Source organism: Mesorhizobium sp. M7A.F.Ca.MR.362.00.0.0, assembly GCF_004023175.1.
Lineage (GTDB): Bacteria > Pseudomonadota > Alphaproteobacteria > Rhizobiales > Rhizobiaceae > Mesorhizobium.
Genome location: NZ_RZTF01000124.1, coordinates 2,828 through 13,131 on the forward strand (window position 1 = coordinate 2,828; position 10,304 = coordinate 13,131).

A 10,304-nucleotide genomic window follows, 5' to 3' on the forward strand; every position below is an offset into this window, starting at 1 on the left:
CCACCTTGCGGCCGCGCCGGAACACCACGATGCGGTCGGCAACCTCGAAGACTTCGGAAATGTTGTGGCTGATGAGCACAACGGCACAGCCGCGCGCGGCAAGCCGCCGTGTCAACGCCAGGACCTTGCGCGTTTCGGCTACGGCAAGGGCCGCGGTCGGCTCATCCATGATGACCAGCCTGGCATTCAGATTGAGCGCCCGGCAGATTGCGACGGCCTGGCGTTGGCCGCCCGACAGACTGCCAACAGGCGCTTCTGGATCGGAAATATGGGCATCGAGCTCCTTCAGCAGGCCGTCGACGCGCTGGCGCATTTCTTTGCGCTTCAAGAACGGAATGCCCAAAATGGAGCGTTTCAATTCCCGGCCGAGAAAGACGTTTTCTGCGATCGACAGGTTCTCCGAAAGCGCCAGTTCCTGAAAGATCGTCGCGATCCCCGATGCCGCGGCATCCTTGGGCGAGTGAAAGGCGACCGGATTGCCCTCGATCACAAGCTCCCCACCACTGGGCGGATGAGCGCCTGCCAGGATCTTGATGAAGGTCGATTTGCCGGCGCCATTGTCGCCGAGAAGCGCCAGCACCTCGCCGGAGCGGATCTCCAGATCGACATTTGCCAGCGCGGTCAGAGCGCCGAAGCGCTTGGCGATGTTTCTGGCGACAAGAAAGGGCTCTGTCATGACGGGTTCCCCGACGATTGCGGATCGGCTAGGCGGCGTTGCTGACCCAGCGCAGCACGTTGGTCCAAAGCCGCGCGTAGCCAGGCCATTCGACAAAACTGTTCGGCAGCCAGTGAGGGCCGATGTCCGACGTCCAGACCAGCGTACGCCCTTCGCCATGGCGCCCGGTGACCAGCAGGGGATGACCGCCCTGGTCCTGCGGCAGCCGCGCCAGGACCTCGACATCGTCGCGATCACGGGCGATGACCTCGTTGGCACCGAGCAGCAGCGGCCATTCGCCCTCGATGCCGGCAAAAATCGGATGATCCCTGGAACCAGTGATCTCAGGACGAAAGCCTTCCGGAATTTCGAGCCGGTCATCATTGGGAAGGCAGGTCACCGGCAGCGCCTCCTCGACCGCCGTGCGATGCCAGCGCGCCTTGCCGTCAATGCCCTGGAAGCTGAAATAGCCGCCGATCATGATCAGGCCGCCGCCGGCCAGCGTCCAGTCGCGCAGGAGCTTGAGCCGGTTGGGAACCGTTTTGCCGTGCAGCCAGACATCGGGGTGGAGCAGGAGTGAATTCGCGCCAATGTCGGACAGGATGATCGCCCTGTATTGCGACAGCCCTTCCATGGTGAAAGGCAGCTTCTCGACGGCCTCGTGAGCGGGCATGTAGTCGAGATCGAATTCGCTGCCCTTCAAAGCGTCCACCAGGGGTGTTGCGCCCAGGTGAAAGGTGACGCTGCCGAACTGGTCGAACCCCTTGTAGTGGGTCGCCGAACTCACCCAGCTTTCGCCGACAAGAAGGACTTTTGTTTTCGCCATGATCATACTCTCCTGATTTCGTCGGTTGATGCGGTGTTCCGCGCCAGGTCGAAACGTCGATAAGCCATTGTTTCAACTGGCCATCACGGCATTGTTCGCCAGGGCCGCAGCCTTCAGCGTGGCAAAGTCTGCGATGTAACCCTGCGCGCCTTCGACCGTTGTCGTCAGGCTCGCCCCGATTGCCGCATAGCGCGCGGCGTCGTCCAGCGACGCGCCATGCAGCCAAAGGGCAAGGAAGATGCCGGCAAAGCTGTCGCCGGCGCCTGTCGCGTCGACGCGATTGACCGGCAGCGCCGGCACCTCGATCTGCGGACCGCCATTCGCCGGAAAAACGACGGCGCCGAACTCGCCGAGGGTGAGCACGACCGTTCCCCGTTGTTTGATGCGTGATAACATCGCTCGCACCTCTTCGATCGTCGTTGCCATGCGGCTGCGAAAGTCGAAGATCTCCCGTATCATCACATCGTTGATGAAGGTCAGATCGATCTGTTTGACCATCTGCGAGAAGGTTTCCGGCGTGCGTGCGCTTTTGGGAAGGCCGGCCGAATGCAGGCTCACCTTCCAGCCCGCCTGATGAAAGCGCGCGATGGACGCGGTCATCGTCTCGTAGTGAAAGCCTTCGATATGAAGGCAGGCCGGGCGTTGCTCGGGCTGGATATCCAGATTGGCTGTCAGGTCGACCTCGCCAAGCTCGAACGGTTCGCTGATGATCGTCCGGCTGCCATTGCGCTCGATGATCACGATCGCCTGGGAGAGGCGGTTGTTGGGCGTGTTGCGGATCGGCAAGGCGTGGACACCCAGTTTCGAAAGCGCGCCGAGCGCCCAATCGCTCTCTGGATCCTGGCCAACTGCTGTCGCCAGTTCAACGTCCAGCGCGTAGGGTGCTCCGATACCGGCGGCGGCAACCGCGAGATTGGCCGCGGGGCCACCCAGCGCCTTGTCGATGTGGCTGGCGGTGATCCGGTCGTCGCGATGCGGCAGCACGTCGACGCGGCACAGGAAGTCGACACTCACCCTACCTGCGACCAGAAGTCTTGGCAGGTGATCGAGGTTCTTTGGCCTGCGTGGTGCGCGGCCCGGCAGTGAGCGTGCAAAGGAGCTCGGCCGATACATCAGCGCGGAAACCGCCTTCTCGATGCGGTCGCGCGTGCCTTCCTTCAGGCTTGCCGTTCCATTGATGAAATTCGACACCGTGCCGATGGAGACACCGGCGGTTCGTGCGACATCCGCTATGGTCGGGCGCTTGCGTTGCAATGGCGGAGTTCCAATTGAAGCGTTTCAAAACGGTAGCAGCGAAAATGCGATGCCTCAACGGAATTGTCTTCTAAAAATCAAGAGAGCATTCCTCTCGATTGGAAGTTTAATCCAGAGATAGAGCGGACCTTGGGCCCTCTTTCCAAGATTGAACAATTTTCAAATTTTTTGGTAAAAGATTGTGCAAGCGAATTTCCTGCACTTCATTCGATCGCCCGGGCTTGATCGGACGGTCTTGGCATGCCCCCGGCCCGTCAGATCAGCAACAGGCCCTTCATGCTGGCATATCCCTTCCGCCCGACGATGATGTGGTCGTGCACCGCGATGCCCAGCCGCTTGCCCGCCTCGATGATCTCCTTCGTCATTTCGATATCGGCTCGTGAGGGTGTGGGGTCGCCCGACGGGTGATTGTGGACCAGGATGATGGCGGTGGCCGAGAGTTCGAGGGCGCGCCTGACCACCTCGCGCGGGTAAACGGGCGTATGGTCGACGGTGCCTGTCTGCTGAACCTCGTCGGCGATCAGCGCGTTCTTCTTGTCGAGGAACAGGATGCGGAACTGCTCGCGCGCCTCGAAGGCCATGACCGACCGGCAATAGGCAAGAAGCTGTGTCCAGGACGAGAGGACTTCGCGACCCTGCACCTCTCCGCGCGCCATGCGCTGCGCGGTTGCCGCGACGATCTTGAGATCGAGCGCCACCGCAGGGCCAACGCCCTTGACTTCCTGCAAGAGGCCAACCGGCGCCCCGAGCACTTCGGCCAGCGTGCCGAAGCGCGCCAGCAGCGCCTTGGCCGCCGGTTTGGTGTCGGCACGAGGGATCAGGCGAAAAAGCAGAAGTTCCAGAAGTTCGTAATCGGGCAGGGCGTCCGGACCCGCCAGGGCAAAACGCTCGCGCAGTCGGTCGCGGTGACCGAGGTAATGCGGCTTTTCGTCGAGCGTCGCCTTGGCTTTCGCCGCAGGCCGCATCGGCGCTTCGGAGAAGAAACTCCGCTCGTCGTCGTCGTTTGTGTTCCCCATACACCGCCCACATTGCTCCAGCGCAGACATTAGAACTGTTCTGGCCGGGATTGAAACAGTTCTGTTCCCCGATCGCGAGACGTCCCACGGCAGATCGTCGCTATGGCTTTCTCATACGGCAAGATGAAACCACGATTGCGCAACAAAACTTAACATCACTTAACGCATGCGGCCACTTTCACCTGACATGTTGGCGCCATCGGAGGCTCGTTGCCTCGCTATACTGGAGCGCGCATGTTCGCCAAAATTGACTCTGGACTGTTGGCCGGCCGGGCATCTCTCGCGGCCATGGCAATCCTGCTTTCGACGCATTCGGAGGGCGCGCTGGCGGCAGACGCCATTGCGGTGAATTCCGATGATTTTACCCTGCCGCCCGAGCCTTCCCGTTTCGGGCGTTTCGACCAGAAGCTGGCCGACTGGCATGTCGTGCTTGGCGGCGGCGCCATCATCGTCCCCAAATACGAAGGCAGCAATGAGTTCAAGATCATGCCGGTGCCTTTCGTCACGGCGACATTCCTCGACACGGTGACGATCGACCCGACAGGTGCCAACATCGCCGTCTATGAACAAGGACCGTTCGCGTTCAGCGCTCGGCTTGGCTATGAGATGGGCCGCAAGGAAGACGACTCCGACCATCTGCGCGGCTTGGGGGACGTCGACATGGGCGCGACGGTCGGCGTGAAGGCAGCGGCGAAGTTCGGTCCGGCCGAAATATTCGCGCAACTGGACAAGACCATCGGCGGCAGCGATGGCCTGGAGGGCAGGGTGGGGATCGAGGTGACCCGGCCTCTGTCTCAATCGTTGATGATCGGCGCCAGCGCGTCCGCCGTCTTTGCCGACGAAAATTACATGCAGGCCTATTTTGGTGTCACGCCCGAACAATCGGCTCGCTCGGGGCTGGCGCGCTATGATGCCGGTGCCGGTTTGAAGCGCGCCGATTTTTCGATTTCCGCCACATATATGCTCGACGAGAGCTGGATGGTGCGCGGCGAAGCGGGGGTCGGTGTTCTCTTGGGGGACGCTGCCGACAGCCCTGTTGTCCTCGAAAAGATCCAGCCTTCAGGGATGCTTCTCGTCGGATATCGGTTCTGACGCCTACCCAGGCACCAAATGCAGGCTAGACAAACTCCGGAATGGCACAGCAACGGCACCAAAGCGATTTGAGCGCCGAATCCAGGTCGGCCAGGCAAGGTTCGCGCATCCTCATTGTCGAAGACGATCTTGAGATCGCGCGCATGCTGGGCGAGACGCTCACCGACAACGGCATGATCGTGGAAATTGCCGAGAGCGGCGTCCAGATGAACGCTGCGCTTCGCAACCAGAAATTCGATCTCATCGTGCTTGATGTCATGCTGCCGGGCGAAAATGGTCTCAACATCTGCCGCCGTCTTCGTGCCGGAACCAACATTCCGATCCTGATGCTGACCGCGCTCGGCGAGGAAATCGACCGCATCTTCGGGCTGGAAATCGGCGCCGACGACTATGTGACGAAACCGTTCAGCGCGCGCGAACTGACGGCCAGGATACGGGCGCTGCTGCGCCGTACAGCCTATGCTCCAGACGAGCGGGACTGGTCGAAGGTCCTCCGTTTCAACGGCTGGCGCCTCGATCCAATACGCCGGCAATTGCATGACCCCAACAATGCGCGGGTTACGACCACGACGCATGAATTCGACCTGTTGCTTGCGTTTTGTCGCAATGCAGGCCGGGTTCTCTCTCGCGAGGAACTTCTGGGCGTAACCCATGCCGGGCTCGCGGGGCCGATCGAGCGTAGCGTCGATGTCCATATCAGTCGAATCCGCAGGAAGATCGAAAAGGATGCGCGCGATCCGGTGCTTTTGAGGACCGTTCGGTTGGGTGGCTATATCTTCACCGCGACGGTGGAGGAAGCATGAGTGATATCCTCCGCCGTTTCCTGCCGCAGTCCGTGCGTGGGCAGTTTGTGGCGATCATTTTCATCGCGGTGATCGTGATCATGTTCGTCGGCTCGGTCGTTGAGAGTTTCATAGAGAACGTCGACCTTCCCGCCGCGGAAGATAACGCAAGGCGTGCAGGCGTTGTTGCTGCCTTGTTGCAAGAAACGCCGGCGGAGGCGCGTGGCGCAATTCTGGCGACAGCAAAGCGGGCCGGCTTTGATTTCGAGATATTGCCCAGGGACCAGATAGCCGGCATTCCCCAGTCCTATCTGCAATGGCGAAGTGTCGAATGGCTTTTGCGTATCGACAGGGGGACGGTTGATGGACGCTGGCTAAGGATTGGCGGCCGATACGCGTTTGTCATCGACTTGGACCAGCAGGACGTCCTGGCCCATTTCGGCATGCCCGATTCCTGGCTGACATCGGGCCTCGTCCGTGCCTCGTTCTACAGGTTCATGGCTTTCGTCACCTTGCCCGTGCTGATCTGGCTGTTTGCGGTTTGGGCCGTGACGGATCCATTGAAGCGCATCTCGGCAGCAGTCGGTTCGGCCGAGATTGAGAATGGCGAACAGCTCTTCGTCGAACACGGCTCCATTGAAATGGTGGGATTGGCGCGCGCCCTGAACAGGATGAGGACGCGCATCCGCACGATGATCGAAAATCGCACGCGCATGTTGCGCAGCGTCAGTCATGATCTGCGCACGCCGTTGACGCGGCTGCGGCTTCGCGCCGAGCGTATGGATGATGGACCCATCCGAACCGCAATCCTGTCCGATGTCCAGCACATCGAAATCTTGATCGACGAGACCCTGACCTATCTGCGCAACGATGTTTCGACGGAGAAGCTGCAGCTCGCCGACATTGCCAGCGTTCTGCAAACCGTCTGCGCCGAGTTCTCCGATGTCGGATTTCCTGTCTCATATTCCGGGCCGGACCGGCTCCTGGGCTGGTGCAAGCCCAATGCATTGGCGCGTGCGATCGCCAATCTTTGCGACAACGGGGTCAAATTCGCTGGCAATGTCACGGTCGCCTTGACAGCGACCGGCACGGCGGCGCGCATCACGGTAGGGGACGACGGGCCGGGCATTCCGATGACGGCACGTGCTCGTGTTTTCGAACCATTCTTCAAGGAAGATGCATCGCGCGGCATTGCATCGAAGCATGGCTTCGGTCTGGGCCTGTCGATCGTTGCCGACATCGTCCAGGGTCACGGCGGTAGGATCGAATTGCAGGACAACCAGCCCAGCGGACTGGTCGTCACCATCGATCTGCCGAATGCCGCTGGCGTGCAGTCGGCATAGACGGCCTCCTGCCGGGCAGACGCGCTCTAAGCCGGCAGGCCGGGGCGATCGAGCTTTTTGGGCGACAGCGTGAAAATCTCGCACCCTGTGTCGGTCACGCCGATCGTGTGCTCGTACTGCGCCGACAGCGAGCGGTCGCGCGTCACCGCAGTCCAGCCGTCCGACAGAACCTTCACATGCGGCCTGCCCAGATTGATCATCGGCTCGATGGTGAAGATCATGCCTGGCCGCATCTCGACGCCTTCATTGGCGCTGCCGTAATGCAGGATGTTCGGCGCGTCATGGAACAACTGGCCGACGCCGTGGCCGCAGAAGTCGCGCACCACCGAACAGCGCTCGCCTTCGGCAAAGGTCTGGATGGCGGCGCCGATGGCACCGGTGCGGGCGCCCGGCCTGACCGCTGCAATGCCGCGCATCAGGCATTCATGCGTGACTTCGAGCAGCCGCTCGGCGGCGCGCTTGATCGTGCCGACCGGATACATGCGCGAAGAATCGCCGTGCCAGCCGTCGAGGATGTAGGTGACGTCGATGTTGACGATGTCGCCATCCTTGAGCGGCTTGTTGTCGGGAATGCCATGGCAGACGACATGGTTGATCGAGGTGCAGGACGATTTCGTGTAGCCGCGATAGTTGAGCGTCGCCGGCAGCGCGCCGTGGTCCATGCCGAATTCGAAGACGAAGCGGTCTATTGCTTCGGTGGTGACGCCAGGCTGGACCATCGGCACCAGCTCGTCGAGGCAGCGTGCGGTGAGATCGCATGCCTTGCGCATGCCGGCAAAGCCGTCCTCGCCATAGAGGCGGATCTGGCCGGTATTTCTGAGCGGGGCCGTGGCAGCGTCGAGATAGGTGACCATTTTGTCCGTGTAGCGGGTAGGGCTCTGCAGGAGAGCCAGCGTGAAAATTACCCCAGATTTGGCACTTGAGGGCAAAAGGTTCAAGGAAGAACTGTCTGATGCGGCCGCGCGCTTCCCGATATTTGCCTCGCAAGGGCGATGTCTTGCCGGTTTTTGCCCGGTTTGCTTCCCTTTCTGGCCATGGTGCGTTAGGGCGGGTGATGTTTTCGAGATCGCGTCCCTTCGCGGCGGCCAGGCAAACCGGATGGCCTGAAGCGCCGCTGACGGCAGCGTGCTCATGCCTGATGGGCATGGTGCTGCTGGCGATGCTGTGCTTCGGCCTGCCGGTGGCGTCAGGCTTTGCGGGGTCTGCGCCAAGCGGTGTCAGCGTCGGTGTCGAGCGGTCGGGCGAAGTGGCGGCGCTGCTGCGTGTCACCGGCAAGGCGCAAGCGCTGGAGGTTCGTGCCGGCCGTCCGGTCCTGGTCAAGTTCGCCGGCGGCCACCCCGCGCTTGCGGTCCCCGACGCTGTTTTTCTTTGGGCCGAACGGCCATCGCAAAGAGCGATGGTCTCGGGATATGGGGCCGCCTCGGTTCCCGGGGCGAGCACCAACCAGCCGCGCGCACCGCCGGCCATCACGGCCTGAGCGGCCCAGGGCCGTACCCCCACCTCATCGCTATTCCTGTTCGCGTCGTGATCGTGCGGCGGCTGTCGGCCGCGCAGCGGTCGCGCGGCGCGTCATTTCCGGATCATTTCAATGCAACAACGCATCAAGACCTTCAAAACCCTGTCGCGCGCGGCCTCGGCTGCCGCGTTCCTCTGCGTCCAGGCGCTCATCTGCATCGGAACCGTCTATTGGGCGGTTGCCGAGACGCTCGGCCTGTCGGCGATGGCGGCCCTTGTTCTCGGCGGCATCTTCGCCGTGCCGACGGTATTTGTACTGATCACCGCCTGTCGCATGGCCTTCGACGCGGAGACGGATCCGGCGAACCAGTGAGCATATGTCACCCAGGACAGATCTCGGGTGCGCGATTTGTTTGGCGCGACGTGGCGGCCCGCGACCCAAGTGACGACACATTTCTGGGCCAGAAGCCGGTCAAAGCAACTTTTGACGACGAACGGCGTTGCCTCGGCGATGCCGTTCGGGAGACAGGAAATGGATAGACTGCAATTCGAGGTGCCTGTGCGCATAGCGCCTGGACCCGGTCTGCCAGTCGAGGAAATCTATGGCGTCGAACAGGCGCTCGATTTTCTCCAGGACTGGCCTGCGCGCCGTCAGGGCCCGATCTATCAGAAAGCGTTCAACGCCTGCTTTGGCGCCACGGTGGACGTGGTCAAGACCGAGGATGCCTGCCGGGCGTTCATGGCGTTTTGCCGCGCCAGTGGACTGATGGCCAGGGACATGATGACGCCGCGCAAGCGCGGCGGTGAGGCGAGGGCGCTCCAGGCCTGAGGGCTGTGCCCTGTTCGTTGCCCGATTAAAACACCGGCGATCGTGTTTGAACGCACGTGGTAATATCGTGAGCGCCGCTGTGCGCGTTTCGTCCCGACGACTGCACCGCACCAAGGCCGGCCCTGTTAAGCTTCCGTTTCCATCTTCCCGGCTACGCCTTTGCTTGTTGGCAATGGTTGATTCGTTGCGTCAGTCTCATGGGTTGGAAGATGTCCGCAGAAAAAGTCCGTGCGTTCCCGATCGACCGTCAGGTATTCTTGGTCAGGGAGGTTGCTGCCAAGCTCGGCAACCTGCATGGCGAGACCGCCACCTCGTTCTGGAGAGCCAAGGCGTCGGAGTTGCTCGATCTCGTCGTCGGGTCCGGCAGGGACAGAACAGCAGCCAGCGATGAAGTGCGCAGGTTTTTCCTGGCCGTGCAGCGAGAGATGTTGGCTGATACGGTCGCGGAGTCGATGCCAATTCTTTCCGCTTGAAGCAAATCCTGAACCTCCATCCTCCATACATGCATCAGTAATTTGTAAATACGTTTACTCCGGTGTGTTTTTCGAAGACCGGTCGTTGTTCGCGCGGTCTCGGCTGCGAATCCGGCAATTTCCCGCCGGCCTTGAGGGGCGGCCCACTCTGAGACATCGATGCGCTTGCGCGTTGGTCAGCCAGCGAAACACTTCTTTTTTGAAGCCAATGGACCACTGCTCAAAAATGCAACGAACTTTTTAGCCATTCGTTCATTTATGCGTGCTTTCTAATTTAAACCATGGCCTTGAGTAGCTTCACCCGTGTTCGGCTTGTAATGGACGCCATGCGCCGGAGCACGGGCGCAAACGTCGCTACCATTTTTGCTCTGACCTTGCCGGTCGTTGTCGGCGCTGCGGGCTTCGGCGTCGAGACCTCCTATTGGTACTACAACAGCCTGAGGTTACAGGCGACGGCCGATGCAGCCGCCTATGCCGGTGCGCTCGAACAGATCTCGGGTTCCGACAAGCCGACGATCGTCGCGGCCGCGACCCAGTCCGCGGCGTCGAACGGACTGGGCTCGGGCACGATCGTCGTCA

Annotated in this window: 12 protein-coding genes and 1 pseudogene; 8 read left to right on the forward strand and 5 right to left on the reverse strand. The window is 61.2% G+C overall.

Translation table 11 applies throughout. The annotated features are described in order from the left end of the window. The 4 genes from EOC06_RS16890 to radC form a co-directional block, all read right to left on the reverse strand. Positions 1-676 (reverse strand): ATP-binding cassette domain-containing protein (locus EOC06_RS16890; protein WP_245469678.1); only part of this gene is annotated, 676 nt, incomplete at its 3' end. 28 nt (positions 677-704) lie between these two features. Next, positions 705-1,481, reverse strand: coding sequence for a glutamine amidotransferase (locus tag EOC06_RS16895; RefSeq protein WP_127271194.1), 777 nt, complete (start codon positions 1,479-1,481; stop codon positions 705-707). 72 nt (positions 1,482-1,553) lie between these two features. Next, on the reverse strand, positions 1,554-2,735 hold the full coding sequence (locus EOC06_RS16900; protein ID WP_128308309.1) for a carbohydrate kinase family protein: 1,182 nt from the start codon (positions 2,733-2,735) through the stop codon (positions 1,554-1,556). A 254-nt stretch (positions 2,736-2,989) separates the two neighbouring features. Further along, on the reverse strand, positions 2,990-3,751 hold the full coding sequence (gene radC, locus EOC06_RS16905; protein WP_128308310.1) for a DNA repair protein RadC: 762 nt from the start codon (positions 3,749-3,751) through the stop codon (positions 2,990-2,992). Between the two features lie 234 nt (positions 3,752-3,985). Between radC and EOC06_RS16910 the strand changes: the two genes are divergently transcribed. Genes EOC06_RS16910 through EOC06_RS16920 form a run of 3 tightly spaced genes read left to right on the forward strand, consistent with a single transcriptional unit; the run spans position 3,986 to position 6,968 of the window. Next, positions 3,986-4,843: a MipA/OmpV family protein gene (locus EOC06_RS16910; RefSeq protein WP_128308311.1), complete on the forward strand. Its 858-nt coding sequence runs from the start codon at positions 3,986-3,988 to the stop codon at positions 4,841-4,843. 41 nt (positions 4,844-4,884) lie between these two features. After that, positions 4,885-5,646: a response regulator gene (locus EOC06_RS16915; protein WP_032900681.1), complete on the forward strand. Its 762-nt coding sequence runs from the start codon at positions 4,885-4,887 to the stop codon at positions 5,644-5,646. Next, on the forward strand, positions 5,643-6,968 hold the full coding sequence (locus tag EOC06_RS16920; RefSeq protein ID WP_128308312.1) for a sensor histidine kinase KdpD: 1,326 nt from the start codon (positions 5,643-5,645) through the stop codon (positions 6,966-6,968). Before EOC06_RS16915 ends, EOC06_RS16920 begins: the two co-directional genes overlap by 4 nt. Before the next feature lie 26 nt (positions 6,969-6,994). Here the strand turns inward: EOC06_RS16920 and map are convergent, their stop codons facing one another. Next, a complete protein-coding gene (gene map, locus EOC06_RS16925) occupies positions 6,995-7,822 on the reverse strand; it encodes a type I methionyl aminopeptidase (protein WP_013532002.1) in 828 nt (275 codons plus the stop codon). 200 nt (positions 7,823-8,022) lie between these two features. On the opposite strand from map, the gene EOC06_RS16930 reads away from it, so the two are divergent. The 5 genes and pseudogenes from EOC06_RS16930 to EOC06_RS42715 form a co-directional block, all read left to right on the forward strand. Beyond that, complete coding sequence (locus EOC06_RS16930) at positions 8,023-8,445, forward strand: hypothetical protein (RefSeq protein WP_128308313.1); 423 nt, start codon at positions 8,023-8,025, stop codon at positions 8,443-8,445. Positions 8,446-8,556: 111 nt separating this feature from the next. After that, positions 8,557-8,796: a hypothetical protein gene (locus EOC06_RS16935; protein WP_128308314.1), complete on the forward strand. Its 240-nt coding sequence runs from the start codon at positions 8,557-8,559 to the stop codon at positions 8,794-8,796. 159 nt (positions 8,797-8,955) lie between these two features. Beyond that, positions 8,956-9,252 (forward strand): DUF982 domain-containing protein, encoded by a 297-nt coding sequence (locus tag EOC06_RS16940; RefSeq protein ID WP_127271426.1) that lies wholly within the window; start codon positions 8,956-8,958, stop codon positions 9,250-9,252. Positions 9,253-9,461: 209 nt separating this feature from the next. Further along, positions 9,462-9,725, forward strand: a complete 264-nt coding sequence (locus tag EOC06_RS16945) for a DUF6074 family protein (protein WP_128308315.1) — start codon at positions 9,462-9,464, stop codon at positions 9,723-9,725. A gap of 326 nt (positions 9,726-10,051) precedes the next feature. Further along, positions 10,052-10,147, forward strand: a pseudogene (locus EOC06_RS42715) (hypothetical protein); the annotation flags it as partial. Between the last annotated feature and the right edge of the window lie 157 nt (positions 10,148-10,304).

What these genes read in the sequence shown, in the direction of transcription:
- radC (WP_128308310.1), bottom strand. Translation starts at nt 3,751, where the DNA reads ATGGGGAACACAAACGACGACGACGAGCGGAGTTTCTTCTCCGAAGCG.
- EOC06_RS16920 (WP_128308312.1), top strand. Translation starts at nt 5,643, where the DNA reads ATGAGTGATATCCTCCGCCGTTTCCTGCCGCAGTCCGTGCGTGGGCAG.
- EOC06_RS16915 (WP_032900681.1), top strand. Translation starts at nt 4,885, where the DNA reads ATGGCACAGCAACGGCACCAAAGCGATTTGAGCGCCGAATCCAGGTCG.
- EOC06_RS16910 (WP_128308311.1), top strand. Translation starts at nt 3,986, where the DNA reads ATGTTCGCCAAAATTGACTCTGGACTGTTGGCCGGCCGGGCATCTCTC.
- EOC06_RS16930 (WP_128308313.1), top strand. Translation starts at nt 8,023, where the DNA reads ATGTTTTCGAGATCGCGTCCCTTCGCGGCGGCCAGGCAAACCGGATGG.
- EOC06_RS16935 (WP_128308314.1), top strand. Translation starts at nt 8,557, where the DNA reads ATGCAACAACGCATCAAGACCTTCAAAACCCTGTCGCGCGCGGCCTCG.
- EOC06_RS16940 (WP_127271426.1), top strand. Translation starts at nt 8,956, where the DNA reads ATGGATAGACTGCAATTCGAGGTGCCTGTGCGCATAGCGCCTGGACCC.
- map (WP_013532002.1), bottom strand. Translation starts at nt 7,822, where the DNA reads ATGGTCACCTATCTCGACGCTGCCACGGCCCCGCTCAGAAATACCGGC.
- EOC06_RS16895 (WP_127271194.1), bottom strand. Translation starts at nt 1,481, where the DNA reads ATGGCGAAAACAAAAGTCCTTCTTGTCGGCGAAAGCTGGGTGAGTTCG.
- EOC06_RS16945 (WP_128308315.1), top strand. Translation starts at nt 9,462, where the DNA reads ATGTCCGCAGAAAAAGTCCGTGCGTTCCCGATCGACCGTCAGGTATTC.